Source organism: Bacillus sp. AFS015802, assembly GCF_002561455.1.
GTDB lineage: Bacteria > Bacillota > Bacilli > Bacillales > Bacillaceae_B > Rossellomorea.
Map to the genome: position 1 here is coordinate 48,761 of NZ_NTUP01000005.1, position 23,240 is coordinate 72,000.

26 protein-coding genes are annotated in these 23,240 nt (G+C 45.5%); 7 read left to right on the forward strand and 19 right to left on the reverse strand.

Annotated features, from left to right (window positions below):
* Positions 1-20: 20 nt before the first annotated feature.
* The 3 genes from CN378_RS03730 to CN378_RS03740 all read right to left on the reverse strand — a co-directional run bounded on the left by CN378_RS03730 (position 21) and on the right by CN378_RS03740 (position 2,677).
* Positions 21-953, reverse strand: coding sequence for an ATP-grasp domain-containing protein (locus CN378_RS03730; RefSeq protein ID WP_098350600.1), 933 nt, complete (start codon positions 951-953; stop codon positions 21-23).
* 97 nt (positions 954-1,050) lie between these two features.
* Positions 1,051-1,515: a large conductance mechanosensitive channel protein MscL gene (mscL, locus tag CN378_RS03735; protein ID WP_098350601.1), complete on the reverse strand. Its 465-nt coding sequence runs from the start codon at positions 1,513-1,515 to the stop codon at positions 1,051-1,053.
* A 202-nt stretch (positions 1,516-1,717) separates the two neighbouring features.
* Complete coding sequence (locus CN378_RS03740; protein WP_179884803.1) at positions 1,718-2,677, reverse strand: LacI family DNA-binding transcriptional regulator; 960 nt, start codon at positions 2,675-2,677, stop codon at positions 1,718-1,720.
* A 131-nt stretch (positions 2,678-2,808) separates the two neighbouring features.
* Here CN378_RS03740 and CN378_RS22515 point away from each other — a divergent pair, with 131 nt between their 5' ends.
* Together CN378_RS22515 and CN378_RS03745 are read left to right on the forward strand one after the other, a co-directional pair.
* A complete protein-coding gene (locus CN378_RS22515) occupies positions 2,809-2,949 on the forward strand; it encodes a hypothetical protein (RefSeq protein ID WP_179884804.1) in 141 nt (46 codons plus the stop codon).
* Positions 2,950-3,173: 224 nt separating this feature from the next.
* Positions 3,174-3,785 carry a nitroreductase family protein gene (locus CN378_RS03745; protein WP_098350603.1) on the forward strand — a complete coding sequence of 204 codons (612 nt, stop codon included), beginning with the start codon at positions 3,174-3,176 and terminating at the stop codon, positions 3,783-3,785.
* A 67-nt stretch (positions 3,786-3,852) separates the two neighbouring features.
* Here CN378_RS03745 and cydC read toward each other — a convergent pair whose 3' ends face one another.
* The 3 genes from cydC to CN378_RS03760 form a co-directional block, all read right to left on the reverse strand.
* Positions 3,853-5,535 carry a thiol reductant ABC exporter subunit CydC gene (gene cydC / locus CN378_RS03750; protein ID WP_306471834.1) on the reverse strand — a complete coding sequence of 561 codons (1,683 nt, stop codon included), beginning with the start codon at positions 5,533-5,535 and terminating at the stop codon, positions 3,853-3,855.
* Entirely contained in the window at positions 5,536-7,266 is a 1,731-nt protein-coding gene (gene cydD, locus CN378_RS03755; protein WP_098350604.1) for a thiol reductant ABC exporter subunit CydD, read from the reverse strand.
* Positions 7,267-7,633: 367 nt separating this feature from the next.
* Positions 7,634-9,277, reverse strand: coding sequence for a M20/M25/M40 family metallo-hydrolase (locus CN378_RS03760; protein WP_098350605.1), 1,644 nt, complete (start codon positions 9,275-9,277; stop codon positions 7,634-7,636).
* A 244-nt stretch (positions 9,278-9,521) separates the two neighbouring features.
* Between CN378_RS03760 and CN378_RS03765 the strand changes: the two genes are divergently transcribed.
* Positions 9,522-10,823: an NCS2 family permease gene (locus CN378_RS03765; RefSeq protein ID WP_098350606.1), complete on the forward strand. Its 1,302-nt coding sequence runs from the start codon at positions 9,522-9,524 to the stop codon at positions 10,821-10,823.
* A gap of 26 nt (positions 10,824-10,849) precedes the next feature.
* On the opposite strand, the gene CN378_RS03770 is transcribed toward CN378_RS03765, so the two are convergent.
* Both CN378_RS03770 and CN378_RS03775 read right to left on the reverse strand, forming a co-directional pair.
* On the reverse strand, positions 10,850-11,428 hold the full coding sequence (locus CN378_RS03770; RefSeq protein ID WP_098350639.1) for a histidine phosphatase family protein: 579 nt from the start codon (positions 11,426-11,428) through the stop codon (positions 10,850-10,852).
* A 79-nt stretch (positions 11,429-11,507) separates the two neighbouring features.
* Positions 11,508-12,044 (reverse strand): GNAT family N-acetyltransferase, encoded by a 537-nt coding sequence (locus CN378_RS03775; protein ID WP_098350607.1) that lies wholly within the window; start codon positions 12,042-12,044, stop codon positions 11,508-11,510.
* A 335-nt stretch (positions 12,045-12,379) separates the two neighbouring features.
* On the opposite strand from CN378_RS03775, the gene CN378_RS03780 reads away from it, so the two are divergent.
* The 3 genes from CN378_RS03780 to CN378_RS03790 all read left to right on the forward strand — a co-directional run bounded on the left by CN378_RS03780 (position 12,380) and on the right by CN378_RS03790 (position 14,494).
* Positions 12,380-13,330, forward strand: coding sequence for an L-lactate dehydrogenase (locus tag CN378_RS03780; RefSeq protein WP_098350608.1), 951 nt, complete (start codon positions 12,380-12,382; stop codon positions 13,328-13,330).
* 85 nt (positions 13,331-13,415) lie between these two features.
* Positions 13,416-13,832 carry a transporter gene (locus CN378_RS03785; RefSeq protein ID WP_098350609.1) on the forward strand — a complete coding sequence of 139 codons (417 nt, stop codon included), beginning with the start codon at positions 13,416-13,418 and terminating at the stop codon, positions 13,830-13,832.
* A gap of 8 nt (positions 13,833-13,840) precedes the next feature.
* Positions 13,841-14,494 carry an SIMPL domain-containing protein gene (locus CN378_RS03790; RefSeq protein WP_098350610.1) on the forward strand — a complete coding sequence of 218 codons (654 nt, stop codon included), beginning with the start codon at positions 13,841-13,843 and terminating at the stop codon, positions 14,492-14,494.
* Between the two features lie 349 nt (positions 14,495-14,843).
* Here the strand turns inward: CN378_RS03790 and CN378_RS03795 are convergent, their stop codons facing one another.
* The 7 genes from CN378_RS03795 to CN378_RS03825 all read right to left on the reverse strand — a co-directional run bounded on the left by CN378_RS03795 (position 14,844) and on the right by CN378_RS03825 (position 19,865).
* On the reverse strand, positions 14,844-15,383 hold the full coding sequence (locus CN378_RS03795; RefSeq protein ID WP_098350611.1) for an NAD(P)H-dependent oxidoreductase: 540 nt from the start codon (positions 15,381-15,383) through the stop codon (positions 14,844-14,846).
* 120 nt (positions 15,384-15,503) lie between these two features.
* Positions 15,504-16,310: a pyrroline-5-carboxylate reductase gene (gene proC / locus CN378_RS03800; protein WP_098350612.1), complete on the reverse strand. Its 807-nt coding sequence runs from the start codon at positions 16,308-16,310 to the stop codon at positions 15,504-15,506.
* A gap of 130 nt (positions 16,311-16,440) precedes the next feature.
* Positions 16,441-16,644, reverse strand: coding sequence for a hypothetical protein (locus CN378_RS03805; RefSeq protein WP_098350613.1), 204 nt, complete (start codon positions 16,642-16,644; stop codon positions 16,441-16,443).
* Positions 16,641-17,663 carry a phosphotransferase enzyme family protein gene (locus tag CN378_RS03810; protein ID WP_098350614.1) on the reverse strand — a complete coding sequence of 341 codons (1,023 nt, stop codon included), beginning with the start codon at positions 17,661-17,663 and terminating at the stop codon, positions 16,641-16,643. The genes CN378_RS03805 and CN378_RS03810 overlap by 4 nt, the downstream gene beginning before the upstream one ends.
* A gap of 10 nt (positions 17,664-17,673) precedes the next feature.
* A complete protein-coding gene (locus CN378_RS03815; protein ID WP_098350615.1) occupies positions 17,674-17,991 on the reverse strand; it encodes a YciI family protein in 318 nt (105 codons plus the stop codon).
* A 107-nt stretch (positions 17,992-18,098) separates the two neighbouring features.
* Complete coding sequence (locus CN378_RS03820; RefSeq protein WP_179884805.1) at positions 18,099-18,836, reverse strand: alpha/beta hydrolase; 738 nt, start codon at positions 18,834-18,836, stop codon at positions 18,099-18,101.
* 42 nt (positions 18,837-18,878) lie between these two features.
* Positions 18,879-19,865 carry a Gfo/Idh/MocA family protein gene (locus CN378_RS03825; protein ID WP_098350617.1) on the reverse strand — a complete coding sequence of 329 codons (987 nt, stop codon included), beginning with the start codon at positions 19,863-19,865 and terminating at the stop codon, positions 18,879-18,881.
* 83 nt (positions 19,866-19,948) lie between these two features.
* Here CN378_RS03825 and rpiA point away from each other — a divergent pair, with 83 nt between their 5' ends.
* Positions 19,949-20,626 (forward strand): ribose-5-phosphate isomerase RpiA, encoded by a 678-nt coding sequence (gene rpiA / locus CN378_RS03830; RefSeq protein ID WP_306471836.1) that lies wholly within the window; start codon positions 19,949-19,951, stop codon positions 20,624-20,626.
* Positions 20,627-20,658: 32 nt separating this feature from the next.
* On the opposite strand, the gene CN378_RS03835 is transcribed toward rpiA, so the two are convergent.
* From CN378_RS03835 to CN378_RS03850, 4 genes are all read right to left on the reverse strand, one after another.
* Positions 20,659-21,150, reverse strand: a complete 492-nt coding sequence (locus tag CN378_RS03835) for an STAS domain-containing protein (protein ID WP_098350619.1) — start codon at positions 21,148-21,150, stop codon at positions 20,659-20,661.
* 136 nt (positions 21,151-21,286) lie between these two features.
* Positions 21,287-22,447 (reverse strand): sporulation protein YhbH, encoded by a 1,161-nt coding sequence (yhbH, locus tag CN378_RS03840; RefSeq protein WP_483295048.1) that lies wholly within the window; start codon positions 22,445-22,447, stop codon positions 21,287-21,289.
* Between the two features lie 284 nt (positions 22,448-22,731).
* On the reverse strand, positions 22,732-22,905 hold the full coding sequence (locus tag CN378_RS03845) for a hypothetical protein (protein ID WP_098350621.1): 174 nt from the start codon (positions 22,903-22,905) through the stop codon (positions 22,732-22,734).
* A gap of 78 nt (positions 22,906-22,983) precedes the next feature.
* The gene (locus CN378_RS03850; protein WP_098350622.1) at positions 22,984-23,166 is read right to left on the reverse strand and encodes a hypothetical protein; all 183 of its coding nucleotides are present in this window, start codon (positions 23,164-23,166) and stop codon (positions 22,984-22,986) included.
* Positions 23,167-23,240: the final 74 nt, after the last annotated feature.

Consider the following 23,240-nt stretch of genomic DNA (forward strand, 5'->3'; position numbering starts at 1 on the left):
CGTACAGGAGAGTCTTTAACTTACACCGTTTTCAATTGTTGACCAAGATATTCAGCCAGCTCAAGCATCCCATATTGTCCTGATTTTGCCTCGGCATCTTTGTTGTAATTAGTATTGGTGTTCACATCGTACGTGTAGATGGTGCCTTCTTGGTCTTGAATGAATTCGATACCGGCTACATCAATCCGGTTTTCTTTTAAAAATGCTTCATATGATAAGAGTATGTCATGGGAGAAGTTTTCCCGGATTTGGAATTTAGGCTTTTCTTCCTGCTCCCCTACAGGACAGAATAGATCATCGACCTGACACACATCCGCGGGACATAGTTCAAATCCTTTTGATGTATCCACCTTTACGGCATACATGAACTTGCCTCCGATGAATTCGCAGCGTGTAATCGAAGCGTCCGGTGATTCAATATATTCCTGGATGAGGGTCGTTCCGTCCAACGGCTCTTCAAACCCATCACTGCAGACATAGTCCCTCAATGCGTCAACTGAATGAAAAAGTTGAACACCCAAACCTTTCCCTGCACGATTATGCTTTGTGATAAAGGATGGTTTAGAAAGCATTTGGGCAGCTTCGATTATTTGCTCTTTTCCAACGGCCGCGATGGTCTTTGGCGTCTTGATACCGGCAGCGTTCAGGGCCGTATATTGGTTCACTTTACTTACTTCCAACCGGAGGGCCCGGCTTCCATTCAGTACCTTTCGATCGTACCTCTCCAACCAGGAAAGAACGCTTTCCGTCAACTCGGGCGCAAAACGATGGTTTCGTGTATGGGAAGATGCGCTGATCCGATTATAGAAAACACCATCTGGGGGCACTGAGGATAAATCGACCAGTCCTTGATCCAGGAACCATTCCTCATATGGCAATTGAAGCTCGTCAAGACGAGTCGTTAAATGTTTGGTCCAATCACTGTTTTCATGAATGATATGTATTTTTTTCACGATCATTCCCCCATTTGTTCGTCGTTTTTTTAAAAAAAGTTCTACAACACAAAGTAATCCTACTATAAAAGTAGGATTTAGGTCAATGATCAGGAATTTACTTTGTCTTACGGTCCGACCTTCTCATTTGAATTTTCATCCCGCTTTTTGTCAGGATATCACGGGTTTTCGATGGGCGTTCTATCACCGCATCCCTTGGTTCATCCTTCAGGATATCCCTGATTTCCTGGAGGACTTCGAGATTGGTCGTTTGTTTCACCCTGTAAGTCTGATCCACGCCTTTTAAGTGGTTGACTACTTTAACCATGAGAAAAACACTCATGGCAATGAGAAGAAAGTCAACCAGTGAACCCAGGAACTTCCCCAATTCAATCACCTCTGCCCCTATCCGAAGATGCAGCCCTTCGAAGTTAATGCCCCCAAACAAGATGCCGATCGCGGGCATCATCATGTCCTGAACGAGTGACTCCACAATTTGACCGAATGCCGAGCCGATGATGACAGCAACAGCTAAATCAAACACATTCCCCCTCGAGATGAACTGTTTAAACTCTGACCACATACCCTCACCTGCCGCTTCACTACTCTAAACATATGGGGAAACAGGCTGAGATATGAAGACAAGTATGAATTTCCCTAGAAAAGATATTTCCACGCGATCGCGATCAATACAATACATGCAACAACGCCCATCAGGATGACGAGCATTTTTTCATCCTTATCCCCTGACATTATTCATTGCCTCCCCTCAAGGAATGATGATCTTATACGGTTCCCCGTTCAAATAATTTCGTTTCCAATATGACCGGGTCGGGCTGTTCATTATCTAAAAATAGTTTAAAGGATTCTTCCCCCACTTTTCGTATCGGTACTTCAAAGGAAGTGATGTTAAGCGCATCGGCAAGGGGATGGTTATCAAAGCTTAGAACAGCCAGATCACCCGGTATGTTAATTCCCTTTTTCCCTGCTTCCGCCACCATGCCCGCTGACACCTGATCACTTGTTACGATAAGGGCTGAAGGTTTTTCCGCAAGCTGATCCCAGGTACCCACCACATCCCGCCCGTCTTGTAGATCATAGCAGTCATTGAAAATCCACTCTTCACGCACTGGGTGGCCGGCCGCTTCTAAGCTATCGTAGAATCCCCTGATCCGTTCCTCACTATTCGTCCCGAACGTCCGGTGCAAACACAGCCCGATCCGCGAATGCCCCCTTGAATGGAGATACTCCACCCCGCTTCTGATCCCCTGATAATGGTCGATGAACACCTTTTTATACGAAGAATCGTACACATTTTCACAAAAGACCACATTGGGACCGATGAATGGTGCAAGAACATCCAGGGAATTGGAGCGTGACGTCAGAATCAATCCATCCACTTCCTTCATCTGCAGGCGGTGAAAGGCGTCAAGTTCTGCCCCCCTGTCATAATCACTCTGGAAAAGTTGAAGGTGATAGCCATGCTTTAACGCTTCCCCTGCTATTCCCTGAAGGATCTCCCCGAAGTAAGGGAGATTCAAATAAGGCAGAATCACTCCGATACTATAGGTCTTCCCTTTCGATAAATGCACCGCATTCGCATTCTTTATATAATTCAGCTGTTCAACGGCAGCAAGAACCTTACGTCGTTTCTCATCCTTCACATATGGATGATCATTCAACACCCTCGATACCGTTGAAACAGAAACTCCGGCAAGCTTTGCGATACTTCTGATGTTTGTCATACCCATACCCCTCAATACAAAATATCCCGGTATTTCAATCTAAAAAACGCTTGCTCTGAAACGCGTTCCACACTTTAAAGTAATTCATGCAAGGGAAGTCAGATTCCAAAACATGATAAGGAGGCCATACTATGCTTGGTATTCTATACTTACCCGTTCTCTGTGCCATCATCCTCGGTGGAAGCTACGCTGCATTAAAGCCCATCCAATTCCATATACTCCACGACCAAGAGGATCCATTTGAGCTCATATACAATCACAAACTAGATTAGTTCAACCGCCTGCTTCTTTTGTGAAGCAGGCTTTTATTTCATCCATTCCAATACTCGCACAGAGTGTCCATGAATTCTCTTTAACATATTCTAAATCTTCATTCCTTGACGCATACTAAAACGTCAGTTATATTGTTCATGTTGATATCCACTTACAAAAAGTAAGTAACATACAAATATATACCATATTATAACACTTTTACAGACATCAAGGAGGCTTTATCATGGATAATTTCTTTCAAATTGTAGACGAGCGCCGCTCAACGAAAGTGTACGATCCCCAGGTGGAGATCCCTCGCGAGGAATTGATCAGCCTGCTCGAAACAGCCGGAAAAGCTCCGTCTGCTTGGAACCTGCAGCAATGGAGATTTCTTGTATTCGACCGGAAAGAAGTACAGGAACGCCTGCTTCCGATTGCCTATCACCAGCAACAAGTGCATGATGCTTCTGCGGTCGTGGCTATACTTGGCGACTTGGAAGCCAATAAGAACATCGACCCTGTCTTTGATCCTGCCATTGAAAAGGGAGAGATGACGGCTGAAATCAAAGAGGTCCTGAAGAAACAGATCGAAGGAGCCTACAGCCGCGACGAATATCCACGGGACGCCGCTTTCAGCAACGCTTCCCTGGCAGCCATGCAATTGATGCTTGCCGCAAAGGCGAAGGGCTGGGATACTTGCCCGATCGGCGGCTTCAATCCGGCAGCCCTCGCAAGCGAATTCAATGTATCGGAGCGTTATATCCCGATCATGCTGATTTCAATTGGAAAACCGCTTCAAGAAGCACGTAAGTCAGACCGCTTGGATATCCGCAACTTGACTGACTGGGCCGAATAAACTCGTGAAAAACGCCACATCCAGGGAGATGTGGCGTTTTTTATACAGTTAAAAGAGTACACTCTTTTCAATCTGTTTCATTTTCATGGAAGTATCCTTTTTTCTCCATCAATTCCTGAAAGCTTCCCACTTCCACGATCCTTCCTTGATCCATGACCACGATTTGATCCATTTTTTCAAGTCCTGTCAAACGGTGACTGATTAGAATCCATGTATCATTCTTTGCCACTCTATGAAGGTGATTGAAAATGTCTTTTTCCGTCAGTGAGTCGACTGAAGAGGTCGGTTCATCCATCATCCATACCGGTGCTCCTTTCAACAGCGCCCTGGCAATTGCCAATCGCTGCTTCTCCCCACCCGAAAGATTCTCTCCTTTTTCCAATACAACATCCTCTAAAGAAAAGTGATTCAGCTTCACTATCTCCAATGCCGATTCCATTTCTTCGTCTGAGAGATCGTCACGCACCAGCATAAGATTATCCTTCAATGTGCCGTAAAAGAAGTGATTCTCCTGCATGACCACATTGGCATGTTCCCACAAAGATTCTTTCCTAATGTCCTTGATGGAAGCATCCCCCACGAAGATCGTTCCGTGATCGGTTGTGTAAAAGTTTAATAACAGTTGAAGGAGTGTTGATTTCCCTGATCCCGAAGGCCCTACAATCGCTGTTTTCGAACCTGCGGGCAGTTCAAGACTCACCCCGTCCAACGTCCTCCTCCCCTCTCCATGAAACGAAAAGCTTACATCCTTCATGCTAAAGGAAGGTGTGTGCCCGAGAAGGCTCCCTCCTGATGAAGGTCCTTCCCTCCCGATCGTAGAGAGTCTTTTGGCCCCGCGCCGTGCGTCTTCATAGTGGGTCGGCAGGATCGCCATCGGGGTTGCATTTTCAAATACAGTCAGGGAAATCATAACAAGCATTGCAAGATATATCCCGTCCAGTTGTCCTGCTCCGACTGAATAAGCCCCTACCGCTAAAACGATCCATGAAATAAGCAGGGAAACCAGGATGTTGGTTGAATGGCTATAGAGGGAATGGATGCTCTCTCGTTCTTGCTCACTCACATATCCTGTGGCTGCATGAACGAGACTCCTCTCTTTCTCCTCCAGCCTTTGGTGGACTTTCAGATCCCTGAAACCGTAAAGGAATTCCGTCACCTCTGTTGATAATTCCCCCCGGCTTTCCCGTAAGGTCGTTTCGATCTTTCTCTGTTTCAGGGCGAAATAGACCGGTACAATAAACCCTGTCAACAAAAGACCCATGAGAAGGATAAGGGCAATGGAAACAGTATAAAACATCGTAAACAGGATGGTACTTAAGAACACCATGACCAGGATGACCGGTGGATAAAAGACGCGAAGGAAGAAATTCTGTAAGCTCTCTACGTCCCCTACGATTCTTGAAAGGAGATCTCCGCTTCGGTATCGTCCGAATATCCCCGGTGCCAGGGGCTCGATTTTCTCAAAGATGGACACCCGCAGATTTGCTAATATCGTGAACGTGGCCCGATGGGAAAAATAGCGTTCCCCATACCGGCTCAACGCCTTCGTAAAACCGAACAGCTTCAAGAGGGCAATCATCACTGTCAGTGCATAAAGAGGGACCTCCAATGCCGCTTTCGAAATCAAATAGCCACTGGAAGCAAACAGCCCGACCGATGTGATTCCAGCCAGGAATCCCAATAGGACCGAATACACAATATCCTTCTTTTCCTTCAGCATCAGCTTTATGACAAATCCTAATTCTTTCATCTAGAGCTTCACTCCTTGCTGTACCGTCACCAGATCACGATAGTGAGGGGAGGACTTCATGAGCTCTTCATGATTCCCCATCCCTGCGACTCTTCCCCTATCCAATAGCAGAATGTGATCTGATGCACGTATTGTATGAAGACGGTGCGCTACCGTAATGACCGTGGACCCCTTGGCTAATTCCTCAATCGAAGACTGCAGGATCTGCTCAGTCCCAAGATCCAATCCCGTCGTCGGTTCGTCAAACAGGATGAGGGACGGACCTTTAAGAAACGCCCTTGCAATGGCAATCCGCTGCTTCTCCCCACCGGAAAGCCCTCTGCCCGCTTCCCCGATCGGTGTATCATAGCCCTTCCGAAGTCCTGCAACCATGGTGGAAATCCCTGCCTTCTCAGCAGCGGATTCAATTTCTTCACGGGTGACCCCGTCTCTTCCCCCAACCGCAATATTCTCGGCTATCGTGCCTGAATATAAATACGGATTCTGGGAAATGTAACTCAATTGATCGAACCAATCCCCTTCAGTGTATTCACTTCTTGACCGCCCATTGATGAGAAGGTCCCCTTCGGAAGGATCAAGAAGACCTGCTATCAGATGAAGGAGCGTTGTCTTACCCGCCCCGCTCTGACCGACGATCGCCACTTGGCTCCGTGAAGGGAACGCGGCGGTGACACCTTGAAGGGCATACCCTTTTTCCCTGTAAGAGAACCCGAGATTACGCAACTCGATTAGGGGAGGGGTCCCATTTGATTTGAACTCCCTCTCTCCCCACCTTACCGGTTGATCCTTTTTTTGGAGCTCCTCAAAAACCTTCTTTGCGGCACCCATGCTCCCACGTCCAGTATGAAAAGCGCTCCCGAGTTCTTTTAACGAAAGATAAAATTCCGGTGCCAGGACGAGAACGAAGAAAGCGGTGAAGAACGGGATGCTTTCAAAGACTACTAATCTAAGCCCCACCTCCAGGGCAATTAAACCGATGCTTAACATGGAAATGAACTCAAGCATTAAAGAAGATAAGAATGCCGTCTTTAATACATCCATCGTCGCTTCCCGGAAGTCAAGGCTGCTGGAGCGGATCCCCTCTTTCTGTTGATTCCCCCTCCCAAGCAGCTTCAAGGTCGTCAATCCTTGGAGTGTATCGAGGAATCTCCCTGAAAAAGCGGTCATCTTATCCATCTGCTTCTCTGATTTCTTCTTCGTCATGACTCCGATGATGGCCATGAATAATGGGATGAACGGAGCCGTCACCACCATGATCAAACCCGTATACACATGCTCCGTGAAGATGGTGATCAATAAGACCAACGGCACGATGGAGGATTGGATCCTTTGAGGTATATATTGACTGTAATACCCGTCCAATCCGTCAACCGCGTCCATCATCGTACTGACCTTTTGTCCCGACTGCCCCTCTATGGATGCCAGAAGCGGATTCTTTGCCCATTTCATTAGGAGCCTCTTTCTGATGTCCTTCTTCACCTTTGATGCCATCCTGATTCCTGTTCTTCCATTTATATACGAAAGTACCGCCCTCCCCACAAGAACGAGGAGCAGCCCCCCAAGCATCGGGAGGATTTCCTGGAACCCGCGCTTCTCTATGAACATCGCATTGACAATGCTGACGAGCAAATAGGCCTGTCCAATCACGACTCCCCCCATCAGGAGGGACGCCCCATAAAGGGTCACCATGGAAGATCTTTGCTCTTTAGCCAATTGATTAAGCTCTTTCATCGCTACTCTCAACTCCAAAAAGTAAAAGTTAGTGAAATACTTCACAATCTAATATCTCCATTATAGTAGACTTGTTCACAACTTGCATCTAATAGGATTGACCTTTTTGTGACAAATTGGAGAAACACTACCGTTTTGTATGATTGGGTTAAATCGAAAAACTTCGGTTGGATAAAAGGTGGGAATGTCGCATCGGGGCTAGGATTTGATTGACTGTTCCTAACAAGTACAGCCTATATCACCCATCATCCAGACGTTTAACAATAATTGTAAAATTATTGGACCACCGGATCCTAATCCCAAAAAAAGAAAGAGGCAGATCGCAAAATGCACATCGCCTCTCTCCTTGTACCGTCAATCAGTCACATCATATTTTCAATAAATCCTTCGTCACCCGCCGGATGATCTCCGGCAATACGGTGAATGTGTAAGGTTTATACACTCTCTCGGTCCACTGATGACCATCTTTTCCATATACACCTATATTGATGGAGGGGATGTTCAGCTTCCTGATCATGTCGATCGGAACAGGATACAGAGAATCGATTAAAGGAAGATTCTTTTTGAACACATCGATATCCTCATCTTCCTCATGAAGGGAAAGGAAGCTGCCATCTGCGAGATAAGGGAAAAACCGTTTGATGACGAACTCTTCCCCGGTTTCGTTTGATATATCGTTTAAGCAGGTTCCCAGCACCTCTCTCACCTTTTTACCGTACTCATTTTCCTCATTCACGAAATTATGCGGTAAAAACGGCGGGGCGAAGAAAAGGATGACTCTCGGCGTCCGGTCGGGATCCAGGTGCTGCAGGGCTTCCACCATGGCATAGGCAATCGTCCGCCGGTCCTCCCCATCCATATCATAGAAGATCTTTTTCATGACCGGGTCGGGATCAATCCCTCTTTCCTTCAGCCAAAAGATATACTCTCTTAATGTCAGGACTTCTACTTCCCATGAAAATTCCCTTTCCGGGAAGCCATGATAGGTCCGGTATGTCTCGAATTGTCTTTTGCTTCGTTCTTCCAATTCACTTACTACCTTCAGAGCCACTTTTTTCATATCATACAGAACTTCTCTCGCGGTTCTTTCATAGACAAAATAGTTGAAGTAAAGAGACGCGCTGAGAGGGGTCTGGACATTATACGTATGCTTATCATCTTTAAAATAGAGGCATGATGGCGGAAGGGTGAACTCTCCAGGGATATCCTCCAGATAATCCAGATTTTGATTGATTTCGAGATTGATTTTGGAAGCAATCACGGTTGGGTCAATCGATGTCAGCACATCCCCGACATGCGCTTCCCTTCCATATATATAGAAACTGGGTAAAAGCTTTCCTGCAGCCCCTGTGTAGATATAACGTTTACAATCACCATCATAAATAGGGGAAATGAAATCCGTATTGATGGCGGCTAGATAGTCCAATCCCTCATTTTTCAAGCGATAGAGATCGCTCAACGCCGCAATCATACCGGCATGTTCACTTTCTTCATCTCCATTGAATAGAAAGAGCAGGTTCCCATCCGGCGCTTTCTCACCTGTATGGTATAAAAGGTTGGCAATATGGACGGCAATCCCGCTTTGCATATCCAAAGCCCCTCTGCCGAACAGCCAGTTTCCGGAAAGGGCATCTTCCTTCACCTTTTCCTCTCCCTCGTAGTCCATAAAGAACTTCTGCAGAAAGTCAGGATCATGGGCCATATCCTGAAGCGCCCCATAATCATCGGTTCCCACCGTATCGTAGTGAGCATGAAATAAGACGGTTTTAGAGGATTTCCCTTTCACAAGGGCAAATACGTTCTTCCTTCCGATCGGATCATTTGGGACAGCCTGCAGCCATACTTGTTCGGGATGATCCTGAAAATATGGAAACGAAGAGATCATCTCATATATGAATCGGGCTTTTTCACTTTCACCGGTTGTTCCGTTATAGCTTTTCAGAGCGACTAAGGATCGTGTGATGAGTTCAATCTGTTCAGAAATCGATTTATCCTTCAGTTGAGAATACACGTTAGTACCGCCCCTTTCATTAAGAAATATGAGCCTATGCGTGGTAAATCGTTTTGTGCAAGGGCATGATAGAAACTGATTCTTCTATAATTGATAACATCTTATCGAAAAAGGATGGGGTTTGGAAGGGGTTTCAAGATATTTTCTTAAAAATATTTCGGCCTTTTCTATTGAAATCCGTTCTAATACCGAATATTATAGAAGTTGCGTGTTTTTAATGTTCGTTTTTATTGGAGGTTTTACGATGTTTAAATTAAAGGAAAACGGCACGAATCCTAAAACGGAGATCCTTGCAGGGATCACAACATTCCTGACGATGGTCTACATTGTGATAGTGAATCCCATCATTTTATCCGATGCGGGCGTTCCGTTTGATCAGGTATTCTTAGCCACCATCATATCGGCCGTAGCCGGGACGTTATGGATGGCGTTGTTCGCGAATTATCCGATTGCCATTGCACCTGGTATGGGATTGAATGCTTATTTCACTTACTCTGTGGTCGGTGCACATGATGACATTTCGTATATCGTTGCATTCTCTGCTGTTTTTGTTGCAGGTATCGTCTTCATCATTCTTTCTTTAACACCATTACGAAAAAAATTGATTGAAGCCATTCCTCAAAATTTGAAGCATGGCATTACAGCTGGAATCGGTTTATTCATAGCCTTTATCGGATTGCGCCTGACCGGATTGATCCAGGCCCACCCGACGAATCTGGTGCAGCTGGGCGATCTTCACTCACATTCAGCGCTCTTGGCATTGACCGGATTGGCCGTAACCCTTATCCTCATGGTCCTGAATGTCCATGGTGCCCTGTTTATCGGGATGATCGTCACTGGATTGGTAGCATACTTTACTGGAGACTTATCATTTAAAGAAGGATTTGTGGCATTCCCCCATCTTCCTGAAGGACTGATGGTAGGAAATCCGGTAACGGCCTTTGCAGACGTCTTTCAATATGGATTATATGCGGTTGTCTTTTCTTTCTTGCTTGTTACCATCTTTGATACAACGGGAACGATGATCGGTGTCGCCCAGCAAGCGGGTCTCATGAAGGGAAATACTCTTCCGAGAGCCCGTCAGGCACTTCTGGCCGATTCCATCGCGACAACGATCGGGGCGATGTTCGGTACAAGCCCTACATCCGCTTACATCGAATCTTCAGCAGGGGTTTCTGCCGGGGGAAGAACGGGATTAACGACCTTGACGGTTTCGATCCTGTTCATCGCTTCTGCCTTCTTCGGACCACTTGTCAGTGCCGTGTCAGGGATTTCGGCCATCACGGCCCCTGCCCTGATCATCGTTGGGAGCCTGATGATGGGAAGCATCTCACAAATTAAATGGGATCAATTGGATGAAGCATTCCCTGCCTTTTTAATCATCCTGAGCATGCCGTTGACATCAAGCATCGCAACAGGGATCGCACTCGGATTCATTTCGTATCCCCTTCTTAAAGTCGTGAAGGGACAATGGAAGCAGGTACATCCACTCGTGTATATCTTTGCTGTCCTGTTCTTCTATCAGCTGGCATTCCTGCCTCATTGATTCAATATAGATACTCGAAAGACCGTTCACAGTGAACGGTCTTTTTTTACAGGCTGAGCCTCTATTTTCGATACCTGATGAAGGTTCGAATCATCAAACGTTAAACAATAGATATCCGGCATCTCAAGCTGTCTCCAGAAGTCCACATCATATGACTCATCAAAATGATTCATGATCAGGACCATGATATTGCCATGGGTGCCGATTACCACGTTTTTCCCATTATATTCTTCCACGATCTTCTTTATCCCTTGTACGCCCCTTTTTTGAGCGGTAAGATTCGACTCTCCACCCTCGAAAGAAAAGGCCGGGTCCCCCCAAACCATTGAAATCGCCTCTTGGAAATTGTCCACGGGTACAGAGGATAGGGTACGTTCTCTCATCGCTTCCACTACCTGGATCTCCTGACCGATATGAAGAGCTAGGCCTTCAACGGTTTCCACCGCTCGTTTATAGGGGCTTGAACAAACCGCGTCAATCTTTTCTTTCATTAATCGTCCGGTCACATCATGAGCATCCCGTTTCCCTTTTTCAGAAAGGGGCCTCGTTAACTCTTCCGGTGAATAAACCGAGTGGGCATGCCTGACCAGGTACACTTTCGTCATTGCCATATTCCTTCACTCCTCATTGCATGCAAGTAAATCAGGACCGTCCTTTTCGAACAGCCCGCACGTCACCTTCCTGTTATTCAGGAATGAATTCCATCAACCAGGAATCATGGTATTCTCCTTCATGCAGCTCATGCTCCTGAAGAATTCTCGCTTTACTATACCCACATTTCTCATAACAGCGAATCGCTCTCGTGTTCCACGTCATCGGATCCATCACAAGGCGATGGACTCCTTCCTTCTGAAGCAAATACTCCACCACGGCGCGAATGAGCTGTGTTCCGACACCCTTGTTCCAATACGCCGTCTCCCCGATGAATTGATCCGTACCGTAAATCACTTCATCCAGATTCGTATATCCGTAACGGATCATCGTCTCATGATCGAGCTGATAATATTGAAGATAACCGACTTCATTTCCTTCATACTCAACAAGACAGCCCGTGACACCTCTATCCGAAAAAAATTTCTCCTCCACCATCTGCTGGCTGAAGGGACGGTCCCTGCCTTCATAAAATGCCAGCACCTCCGGATCCGACAACCACCTAGAAAGCGTATATTTATCCCTATCCTCCAAGGGACGGACACTCAAATCCCCACTCCTGGCATTCATACACCACACCTCCATATGCACACTTCTTCCTCTATACATTCATCATACATAGTGAAAAACCCTTCTTTTGAGAGGGACGGACCTTGATTCCCAGGACCAGGTCCTAGGAATCAAGGTCCGTCCCTTTTTGACAAGTTTGTGAATGAATTCACATCTGTGTATGATATGATGTGTTTATGAATAGAATATCTTTGGGAATCGTGGTATGATGCGATTGTGAAATATTTCACAATCACATCATACACATAAAAACTACATTCCAGTCTTCTCCATCCAACAGGGGGATACATGCTTTTAGTGGATGGGACAAATAATCAAAGAATAGGTGATGACGTATGACAATCAAATGCACAAACAAAGTAGCTTTAATCGGTACAGGATTTGTTGGTTCTAGTTATGCCTTTGCTCTCCTCAACCAGGGAATTGCCCACGAACTCGTAATGATCGACTTGAATAAGGAGAAAGCCGACGGAGATGCACGGGATTTGAATCATGGTCTTGCCTTTGCTTCTCCGATGAAGATTTCCGCCGGGGATTACAGTGATTGTAAAGATGCTGATTTGGTCGTGATCACAGCCGGTGCAAACCAGCAGCCTGGTGAAACGCGTCTGGATCTTGTCGAGAAGAATGTGAAGATCTTCAAAAACATCGTAGATTCTGTGATGAACAGCGGTTTTAACGGCATCTTCCTCGTGGCGACAAACCCTGTCGACATCTTGACCTATGCCACATGGAAATTTTCCGGACTTCCAAAAGAAAGAGTGATCGGCTCCGGGACGATCCTTGATACAGCCAGGCTCCGTTACTTGGTCGGAGAGCACTTTGATATCGATACACGAAATATCCACGCCTATATCATGGGGGAACATGGTGACACGGAGTTCCCGGTCTGGAGTCATACGACGGTTGGGGCCAGCCAGTTAAACGAATTGATTAATATGAACGAAGAAGGTGTCCAGAAAGAACTCGATGACATCTTTGTCAACGTGAGGGACGCAGCCTATCACATCATTGAACGGAAAGGGGCAACCTACTACGGAATCGCCATGGGACTTGCCCGCATCACCAAAGCCATCTTCAATAATGAAAATAGCATCCTCACCGTTTCTGCGCTCCTTGAAGGAGAATATCAAGAACAGGATATTTACATCGGAGTCCCTGCCATCATCAATCGCGAGGGGATCCGCAAAGTCGTCGAGCTTCCTTTGAATGAAAAAGAGAAGGCGCAGTTCAACCATTCAGCGGAAACATTGAAAAACGTGATGAATAAAGCGCTGGACTCTTGATTCGGCGCCTCTAATCAAATCAGACACGCACCCCCACCCCGCCTCCTCATAAGATAAAGAGAATTCTTTATGAGGAGGTTCTTCTATGCACGATCACAGACAATTATTCCCCGGTTTCCCAGGCGGAGGACAAGGGGCGGGCGGAGGCTTCCCTGGCATGCCCGGTTTTCCCGGTGGAGGACAAGGGGCGCCAGGCTCACCACCCCCTTCAGGAGGGCAGGGCGGGCAAAACCAACCACCACCCGGACCACCACCGAACTTCCAACCGCAGAAAACGGCCCTCCAAGGAGCACAGGGGGGACCAGGCACATTCGCAGTCGACCCCGGATCCATCAGAAGATGCTTATTCCGTTACACCTATATATGGCTGAGAAGAGATGCATTCTGGTTCTATCCGGTCTTTGTCGGACGCCGCTCCATTGCCGGATGGAGATGGACTGGATTCACATGGGTGTACTTCGGCATTGATTTGAATAATATTGAATCGTTCACGTGTGTGTAGGTTTTATCATGCACTACTATCCCTATTATCGAACCAATCAAACGAACGGCAGCATAACCGTGTCCGGGGAACACACCATGTATGTCGATCCCGATCAAGCCGTCGTCTCCCTGGGTGTCGTCACGAATGATAAAGAGCTCCAAGCTGCACAGAATCAGAACCAGCAGAAATCAGGTGAAGTCGTCCAATCCCTTTTAAGCAATGGTGTAGACAAAAAAGATATCCAGACTTCCACCTATCAAGTATTCCCTCAGTACAACTATGAGGATGGGAAACAAGTCTTTACAGGCTATGAAGTCCGGCAGGTGTTCAGGGTCACCATCAAGGCGATCGAAAAAGTGGGGACGATCATTGATGATGCCCTCAAAAGCGGAGCAAATAGGGTGGAAAACATCCAATTCGTCCAGTCGAACCCCATTGAATCCTACCGGCAGGCTCTTGCAGCTGCCTATCAAAAGGCATATCTAAAAGCACTCACCTTATCAAACCAATCAAATCAACAGCTGGATCCCCGGCCAAAGTCCATTATAGAACAATCAAGCCCGGTCCCTGCCCCCTTCCTTACGACCGCCTATATGAAAACAGCCGACGAAGGCACAAACGTCCAGCCTGGTCAAATCGCCGTCACGGCCATCATCACAGTTAACTTTAGAACCCATTAAAAAAACTGCCTAAGTAGGGTGACTACTCCGGCAGTTTTTTTGATGTTAGTCGAGGACGGTAGTTAAAGAGCTCCTCAATGACTGTATTTTCTTTAAAAGGAGATGCGGTTCCCCTCAGATGACTCATTAGGGCAGGATTACTGGACTCCACCCTCTCCATTGAAGAGGCATGTTCGGCCTGATTGCGTCATTTTGGGTGTAATTGCGTCGTTTTCTTCTTTATTGCGTCATTTCACACGGTGATTGCGTCATTCTAAAGATATTTGCGTCTTTTTCCATAAAATGCCAATAAATACTCTGTACCACAGCACTCACCTACAAAAAAGAATCACCGTCCGCCCTGTCCGTCCTATCGCCCTATCTTCAAATCAGCATTCACCACATACCCAGCCACTTTTTCAGCAGATGCCGCCACTTCCTCCTCAGTCAATACCCGTACACCATGCTCCACATAGGCCGGCAGGAATGCCATCCCCGTCAGGTTGGCGGTTGCCTGTAATGGTTTCAGCAGTTCACTCATGGAGTAGTGATTGTAGCCTCCTGATTGATAAGCACCAGAAGGTCCGCCAGTCGATGTGACAATCATGAATTCCTTCCCATGCAGCTTGGTACCGGCTGAACCGTATGCCCAACCGTATTCAAGCACTTTATCTTGCCATTCTTTCAAAATTGCCGGGGTGCTGTACCAGTAGAATGGAAATTGAAATACGATGCGGTCATGATTCAACAATAGATTTTGTTCTCTCTCTACATCAATTTTCATATCTGGATATTCTTTATATAAGTGATGGACTGTCACGTCTTCTTCCATTTCAAGCCGCTCTGCCCATGCTTTATTCATTCTGGATTGTTCAATGTTTGGATGTCCAACCAACACTAAAGTTTTCATTTTGTCTCACTCCTTATTTGTATGTACAAATAATAACACAAATTCATTTGCATATACAAATATTAAGTTAAAAATTTTTATTTTTTTTCGATATGAAATGAAAAGAACCTCAGTCTGGCCTTATTCTCCCAATGACTTCGATTTCCGCCCACACGCTTCCATGGCCGATAATACAGCTCCTTTGAAGCGATGTTTCTCAAGTTCCGCCACTGCTTCGATCGTTGCTCCGCCAGGTGAACACACGGCATCCTTCAGTTCGCCGGGATGAGTACCGGTTTCAAGGACCATCTTCGCAGCACCAAGCACGGCCTGTGATGCCAGCTGATACGCAAGACTCCTCGGAACCCCCTGTAGGACCGCTCCATCGGCAAGCGCTTCGATGAACATAAATACGTATGCAGGGGATGAACCACTTACAGCAGGTATGGCATCCATCAAACTTTCGTCCACCTTTTCCGCTTTACCGAAGCTCTCGAGGATCGCTTGCACGTCTACAAGGTCCTTATCGGTCACATTCCCATTCACACAGAATGCGGTCATTCCTTCCCCCACAAGACTCGGCGTATTCGGCATCGTCCGTACAATTTTGGCAGAAGGGGAAATCTGCTCTTCCATCCATTCAATTGTGATTCCAGCCGCAATCGTAATGATGATGCTGTCTTTTTTCAAGGAATCTTTGATGGATTCGATCAGTTCCTTGTATTGATCCGGTTTCACCGCAAGGAACACAATATCTGAAAAAGCCGCTACATCCAGATTGTCATCCGTCGCCTTCACTCCAAATTTCTCTCTGACCATATCCAGGGTTTCTTGAGTCCTTGCACTTGCACGAACAGATTGCCGGTCCACCAGCCTGGACTTCAAAATTCCTCCCATGATGGCCTGCGCCATATTTCCGCATCCTATAAATCCAATGGTTTTATCCATTTCTTTCACCTCTCGATTTGATATGTAAACAGTCTTTAGCATCATACCAAACTTTCACTTCTATTAAAACGTTTCACCTCTTCACTTTAAAAAAAGGCCCGGGGAGACCACTCCACCCTGAGCCTTTCCATCATTCCACCAGCTTCCCACAGTGGGGGCAAAGGGACTTAGAATAATTCTTTGGAACTTTCTTATGACAATGAATGCACGTTTTCACGTATACCGGCTTCTCAAACAAGTCATCTGACATACCGTATCCACTCTTGAATGTCGACTTCATCAGCCTGACCAGTCCCCCGATGATCGCTCCGGTAATCACTAAAGCCCAGATCATCTTGCCCTTACATCAGTGAGGATCTTTTCATAATCCAAGTCTACGATCGGTTCATCATGCTGCAATCGATCCCTCATTTGAGACAACAATGACTCTTCCCCTTCTGATAAATTCGATAGATCCCATTTCTTATGAAAGACTGAGTACAGGGTCAGATCCCTCAGAAGCAGGAAATGGGGAATGCGCTTAACCCATTCGTCCCCGATTTCACATTCTGTCGTATATCCTTTAAGGAACGCAGTGAGGAACCTTTCACCGAATGCGCTGCGGGTTTCAAGCGGTTCATTCCGAAACTTCCACCATACCGAATAATACAGCGGGATCGCCACATCACTCACAAAATAGAATTGTGTACTGTCATCAAAGTCGAATACATGGATCTCCCCATCGTGATAAAAGAAGTTACCTGGATGGATATCTGAATGAATGAGGCCGAACGAATCCTGTGTCTCTGTAAAGCCCCTGATCGTTTCCTTGTTTTGATGTCCTTTGCTGATAATGTCCCTGTCTTCATCACCAGTCAAATATTTCTCGTAATCAAGTACATCATCTTGATCCCAGCGGTCACGCCCGACTTCATCCTGCACATATCCCTTCGTTACCCTGTGCATATGCCCTGTGAGTTTTCCCCATTTATAAAAAAGGTCATCATCAAATAAAGGATCATCCATCATCACGGGTTTCCCGGGAGCTTTGTCAAATAAACACACAAAGAAATGTGTATCCCCTGTCTCCAGGACTTCAACCAGGTTTCCTGCTTCTGAATCATTCACGAGTGAAACATTCACCCCGTGTTTATGTAAGTAATTGATCCATTGCAACTCCGCTTCCACTTCCCCTTTAGAACGATGGGAACTGTGAGTCAGGCGGAGGATATAAGGAATCTCTCCCCTGTGCACCTCATACACATAGTTTTCGAAATCACCAAGCTTTTTCGCATGACTTGTGTCGCAGCCGAAACGTGAAGCTGCCTCCTTTAATACATCCTCTGTAAATAGTTCTTGAATCCACTTTTCCATTCTTTATCTCCTAGTCTATGACATGTTCATTTTTTCGTAGAAGAGCCACACGATAAGGGAACAGTTCCGCTGTCATGATACCCTCGGCCACAGTGGGATCTTCTTTCATGAATGCTTTTGCCTGCTCCTCGTCATCTGCTTCAAACACTACGATTCCAAAGGCATTTTCCTCTTCGTTCAAAGTTTTGCCGGCAAGGATCACTGTCCCACTGTCCGTCCATTCTTTCAACCGTTCGAAATGACGCTGTACAATTTCTTCATCCCGGGCCGTCCAATTTGCTTCTTGATACAAGCGGGGGATCAACTTTAATACATAGATAAATTCCATTTCTATCTCTCCCTTCACCATGACATATACGACCTGTCACGTCCATAATCCTTTATTCAGGAATAAAAAAGACCGCTTGAGTTGGACTCAAGCGGCACTAATAGAAGTTAGTTCTCCTTCATCCAATCGTCCATCACCTGTATGATTTCATCCTGCTGTTCCCACACGGAAATACTCGCTTTCTTGTCACCCTTTTGTGGACCGTAAACTCCGAATCCTCCATGGTTGCCTCCGTCAATCTTATGGAAGTCCGCTTTAGACGGCAGCAGTTTCTTACTTTTTTCAATGTCATCCCCTGTGGTAAGACCATCGTTCTCTGCGTAGATGCTCAGGACCGGCATATCACTCTTGGAGAAATCCGCTGAATTTGTTGGATAGGACGCCAGGAATATGACACCTTTCACCTCATCTTGATGATCATAGGTATACGAAGCCGCAGCCACACCTCCCAAAGAATGGCCGGACAGATACCAATCAAGCTTTTCATCGAAATCACTGATGATCTTTTCAGCTTCATTAATGCCGAGAAAAGCGATATGAAGTGGCATCTTGGGAATGACGACGGTGTACCCCTTATCGGATAGAGACTTACCGATATACCCATAAACCTCCACTTCCACCTTTGCTCCGGGATAAAGTATGACGCCTTTCCCATTTGAATCTTCACTATTAAAAATAAGCCAGTCATTTTTTTCTTCTATCAACGGGTCAGCCTCTATATGGACTGTCTTCGTCAACTTCTCCGTGGCTGAATACGTTTGTTCTGACCAAATATAAAATCCCAGAAAACCTACTACAATCACTGCCAGAAGAACAATCCCGGCCCATTTAAATATCTTTTTCACCAGCACCCGCCCTTTCTTAGTGACTTAATAAAACATCATTTCCTAACAGTCAGCCGGAAAAACCAATCCGAGCTGATTTCTGGCATCATCCATCACCCTGGAGCTGATTAAAGAATGCTGGTAAGAATTAATGGCAGATTCGTATTCCCCTCCTTTTTTAATGATGGAAACAAATTCATTTATTTCGTAATACATGTATGGAAAGTCCTGTTTTTGAGTATAAACACATTTTTCCCCACTATTATCATAAAACGTCAGTGTACTGAATTCACCTATTTGATCGATGGTGACGGTTCCGTCCTCTCCTTGGATTTCAGTCGGGATGTGCGTATTCGAAATCTTCGAGAAAGTGGCCACCACTTCCATTTCATCGTATTTCATGATGACCGTGCCAGAACCATCGACACCTGAATCCAGCATGGTGCCAGTTGCCTTTATTTCCTTTGGCTCGCCGAACAGAACAACCATGGGATAAATGCAATATACGCCCAAATCCATCAGGGCTCCATTGGAGAAATCCGGATTGAACGCATTTAAGACCCTGCCTTCTTTATAGGCATCATACCTTGAAGAATATTTACAGCAGCTCACATTGACTTTCCTTATGACACCAAGTGTGGGAAGCTTCTCTCTCAAAACGTGAAAGTTAGGCAGGAATGTCGTCCTGACCGCTTCCATCAGTAGTACATTGTTGTCCTTTGCAGCCGTAATCATTTTCTGAACTTCCTTTTCATTCGAAGCCAAAGGCTTTTCACACAGTACGTGAATACCATTTTTCATAAACGTGATCGCGTGGCTTGCATGAAAGGAGTTGGGACTTGCTATGTAGACGGCATCAATATGTTCTTTACTGGCCATCTCCTCTTTATCCGTAAAACAACGGTTGATGTTATACGTTTCGGCAAATGCTTTCGCCCGTTCTTCCGTCCTTGAATAAACAGCCTCTAAATGAAATCCCTCCACTCCTTCTGCCGCTTCTATAAAGCGGTCAGTGATCCAATTGGTTCCAATGACACCGAATCTTATCATACGATCTCTCCTTCTTTCTTTCATGTTTATTCTAGTATAGAATGCTTAGTAAAACTATTATTGAATGCGAAAGGGGCGATTATGTGGATAATCAGGAAAAGAAACGGGCCGGAGAAAAAGCTGCGGAATATGTAGAGGACGGGATGACTGTCGGGCTCGGGTCCGGATCGACCGTATATTACACGATTCAGAAATTAGGGGAGCTTGTATCCGGGGGATTACAAGTCAAGGCCATTCCCTCTTCCACTGAAACAGAGAAATTGGCAAGAAAAGCAGGGATACCATTGACCTCCTTCTCTGAAGTGAACGAATTGGATCTTTCCATCGATGGGGCAGATGAAGTGGATCTCATGTTCAATTTGATCAAGGGGGGAGGAGGCGCTTTGGTGAGGGAAAAGTTTGTTGACTCACATACCAGTAAGTTCATCGTCGTCGTTGATGAGTCAAAATTGGTTTCAAAGCTTGGATCTTTCCCTCTCCCTGTGGAAGTTATTCCATTCGGATGGGAAGTGACAGTGAAAACCATTGCCGAATTAGGGTGTACACCCATTCTTCGAAAAAATGAAGGCAAGATTTTCATATCCGATAACGGAAACTACATTGTGGATTGTCACTTTTCCACCATTGAACAACCAGACTCCATTCACAATCAATTGAAATCATTATTAGGGGTCGTGGAAACGGGCCTCTTCATCGGCATGACCGACCTGATGATCGTAGGGAAAGAGGCTGGGGTCGAGGTCATCACAGCGAAGGAGTAGTCCAAAAATATAAACCAGCCATGGCGGCTGGTTTATGGATTTACTTTCTGAAATTCCATGTCTTTCTCCCTCATCAAATACTGCAGGGCTGTCCGGAATGTCAGGAAGCTTTTGATCCCTTGAAGCTCCCTCACTCCTGAATTGATCATTACTTGCGTAAGAGCAGGAGTGAATCCGACGAATAGGGTTTCGATCCCCATTAACCCGATGGCATTGGCCATATTGTGGATATAGGTGCCGAAGATGTCGATTTCGCCGATTTCTTTTTCTGAAATCGCTGAGAAGTCTACAATGATGGTATTGATATCGCCTCCATATGAGAAGTCCAATATCTTTGAAATGATCATCTCAAAGCGTTCAGGAGTGAGCCTCCCCGTGATGGGAATCAGAATCGTTTCAGGGATGATGGACGGGATGATAGGTGCTGAGATGTCTTTGATAAGCTCTTCTGATTGTGCCAGCTTTTCTTTCAGTTCTTTAACCTCTTGCTTTAATCGTTGAATTTCTTGACTTTCACTTGTCATGATAACCCTCACCGTTTATAGAATGTTTTTAAGTACCTCATTCTATTCTAGCACTTTGCCTATAGAATAATCTAATGATTTTAAATGTAAGATAAATAGATGAAAGTGAAAAACCAGCCTCTTCGGCTGGTTTTTCTCACGCGAATGCCTTTTCCTGCTCCTTGTGGAAGAAACTCTTCATGGCATGGAATACATCGGCTTTTTGTTTGAGGATGTAATATCGGAAATCATCATTCTTAATATTTTTGTAGGCTGACATCAGCGTAGAGTGACGGTTATACTGATTCACTTCCCCGTAACCGAACATGCTGGACACTTTCATCAATTCTTCTACGAGTTTCACGCACCTCACATTATCACTTGTCAGATTATCCCCATCCGAGAAATGGAATGGATAAATATTGTAGCGGCTTGGAGGATACTTTCCATCGATGAGCTCCAGTGCCTTACGGTAGGCAGATGAACAGATGGTTCCCCCGCTTTCCCCTTTCGAGAAGAAGTGCTCTTCTGATACAACTTTCGCTTCAGTATGATGAGCGATAAATTCAATTTCCACTGTTTCGTATTTCGTGCGTAAGAAACGGGTCATCCAGAAGAAAAAGCTTCTTGCCATGTATTTCTCCCAAACTCCCATACTTCCGCTCGTATCCATCATTGCGAGGACCACGGCCTTTGATTCGGGCTTCAATACTTCATTCCATGTTCTGAATTTCAGATCTTCCGTGAAAATCGGATGAAAGCTTGGTTCTCCTTGCATGGCATTTCTCTTAAAGGCAGACATCATCGTCTTCTTTTTATCTATATTCCCCATGAGTCCCGTTTTACGGATATCATTGAATTCAATATGCTCGACGGTTTGGACATCCTGCTCTTTCTTCTTCAGGTTCGGAAGTTCCAATTGGCTGAACAAGGCTTCTTCAATCTCAAGCATCGATACTTCTGCTTCATAGTAATCTTCACCGGCTTTGTCACCGGCCCCTTGACCTTTTCCAGGACCCTGCTGCTGTGGTGAGCCGTCTCTTGCGATGACGTCCCCTACCTGGCTCTCACCGTCTCCCTGCCCGACGTGTTTGTTCTTATCATAGTTGTAACGGATTTTATATTCATCTAACGAACGAATCGGGATTTTGACGACGTCTCGGCCATTGGACATGACTATGTTTTCTTCTGTGATCAAGTCTGGCAGATTATTGCGGATGGCATCCTGTACTTTCTCTTGATGTCTCTGTTGATCATCGTGACCTTTGCGGTGGAGGGCCCAATCTTCCTTGGAAATGACAAACTGATGATTATCCATTTGACTCAAATTATTCCCCTCCTTAATTTTTTTCACATTTTTTCATTTTCCTGCATACACTATGTTGACTGTCTAAACTGCACGTATCCCATGAAGTGAAACGGGGATTACTCTATCCTATGCAGAAGTATTGATAAATTTACAAATAATTTCGACAATTAACCGTTCTTTTTTAATTGGACGAGCCTATTTTTCTGACAGGTTGTGCAGATGTCATGAAACGGTGGACAAACCTTCCCGCTGGCATGTTCAGGCAAAAAAAATAACCAGGCAGAAACACCTGATTAAGCTTCTTCCTCATATTGAGCCGGGTCTGACACTCGGTTGTGTATCTTTAATTCGCCACTGGATCGTAACTTCTCCATTTGCTTCCCTAGAATAATGACTTCCTCCATATTGGAGGCCATGCTTCCGTTAAGAGGTTCCGCTTCTTCTTGTATAGGACGTTTAGAAGACATCCCCTTCACCCACTTTCATTTAAGATAATGGGCCCGGCTCTCTATCTATAGATTATTGTATTCAGATTTTTCTGTCAACTATTCTTTATCTTTCTCTCTATACTGGACGGGATCCGGCTGCTTTTTATCTTCTTTCAGCTCTTCGTTCGTTCTGAGTTTGTCCATTTGTTTCCCTAGCTGCTCCATTTCTTCCATATCACTGGCCATGGAGCCATTTTCCGGTTCATAGTTTTTATCCAATTCATGTTTTCTTTTACTCATATCGATTCACCTCTTATCTACTACTTTTCCCTGTAGATGAAAGGTTTAAACGATAATAGCAAATCGGGAGGTGC

What these genes read in the sequence shown, in the direction of transcription:
- CN378_RS03815 (WP_098350615.1), bottom strand. Translation starts at nt 17,991, where the DNA reads ATGGAATTTATCTATGTATTAAAGTTGATCCCCCGCTTGTATCAAGAA.
- CN378_RS03795 (WP_098350611.1), bottom strand. Translation starts at nt 15,383, where the DNA reads ATGAAAACTTTAGTGTTGGTTGGACATCCAAACATTGAACAATCCAGA.
- CN378_RS03790 (WP_098350610.1), top strand. Translation starts at nt 13,841, where the DNA reads ATGCACTACTATCCCTATTATCGAACCAATCAAACGAACGGCAGCATA.
- CN378_RS03845 (WP_098350621.1), bottom strand. Translation starts at nt 22,905, where the DNA reads ATGTCTTCTAAACGTCCTATACAAGAAGAAGCGGAACCTCTTAACGGA.
- CN378_RS03810 (WP_098350614.1), bottom strand. Translation starts at nt 17,663, where the DNA reads ATGGAAAAGTGGATTCAAGAACTATTTACAGAGGATGTATTAAAGGAG.
- CN378_RS03850 (WP_098350622.1), bottom strand. Translation starts at nt 23,166, where the DNA reads ATGAGTAAAAGAAAACATGAATTGGATAAAAACTATGAACCGGAAAAT.
- CN378_RS03825 (WP_098350617.1), bottom strand. Translation starts at nt 19,865, where the DNA reads ATGATAAGATTCGGTGTCATTGGAACCAATTGGATCACTGACCGCTTT.
- CN378_RS03780 (WP_098350608.1), top strand. Translation starts at nt 12,380, where the DNA reads ATGACAATCAAATGCACAAACAAAGTAGCTTTAATCGGTACAGGATTT.
- CN378_RS22515 (WP_179884804.1), top strand. Translation starts at nt 2,809, where the DNA reads ATGCTTGGTATTCTATACTTACCCGTTCTCTGTGCCATCATCCTCGGT.
- CN378_RS03805 (WP_098350613.1), bottom strand. Translation starts at nt 16,644, where the DNA reads ATGATCTGGGCTTTAGTGATTACCGGAGCGATCATCGGGGGACTGGTC.
- proC (WP_098350612.1), bottom strand. Translation starts at nt 16,310, where the DNA reads ATGGATAAAACCATTGGATTTATAGGATGCGGAAATATGGCGCAGGCC.
- CN378_RS03745 (WP_098350603.1), top strand. Translation starts at nt 3,174, where the DNA reads ATGGATAATTTCTTTCAAATTGTAGACGAGCGCCGCTCAACGAAAGTG.
- CN378_RS03785 (WP_098350609.1), top strand. Translation starts at nt 13,416, where the DNA reads ATGCACGATCACAGACAATTATTCCCCGGTTTCCCAGGCGGAGGACAA.
- CN378_RS03765 (WP_098350606.1), top strand. Translation starts at nt 9,522, where the DNA reads ATGTTTAAATTAAAGGAAAACGGCACGAATCCTAAAACGGAGATCCTT.
- CN378_RS03835 (WP_098350619.1), bottom strand. Translation starts at nt 21,150, where the DNA reads ATGACAAGTGAAAGTCAAGAAATTCAACGATTAAAGCAAGAGGTTAAA.
- CN378_RS03775 (WP_098350607.1), bottom strand. Translation starts at nt 12,044, where the DNA reads ATGAATGCCAGGAGTGGGGATTTGAGTGTCCGTCCCTTGGAGGATAGG.
- cydD (WP_098350604.1), bottom strand. Translation starts at nt 7,266, where the DNA reads ATGAAAGAGCTTAATCAATTGGCTAAAGAGCAAAGATCTTCCATGGTG.
- yhbH (WP_483295048.1), bottom strand. Translation starts at nt 22,447, where the DNA reads ATGGATAATCATCAGTTTGTCATTTCCAAGGAAGATTGGGCCCTCCAC.
- CN378_RS03740 (WP_179884803.1), bottom strand. Translation starts at nt 2,677, where the DNA reads ATGACAAACATCAGAAGTATCGCAAAGCTTGCCGGAGTTTCTGTTTCA.
- CN378_RS03770 (WP_098350639.1), bottom strand. Translation starts at nt 11,428, where the DNA reads ATGACGAAAGTGTACCTGGTCAGGCATGCCCACTCGGTTTATTCACCG.
- mscL (WP_098350601.1), bottom strand. Translation starts at nt 1,515, where the DNA reads ATGTGGTCAGAGTTTAAACAGTTCATCTCGAGGGGGAATGTGTTTGAT.
- cydC (WP_306471834.1), bottom strand. Translation starts at nt 5,535, where the DNA reads ATGAAAGAATTAGGATTTGTCATAAAGCTGATGCTGAAGGAAAAGAAG.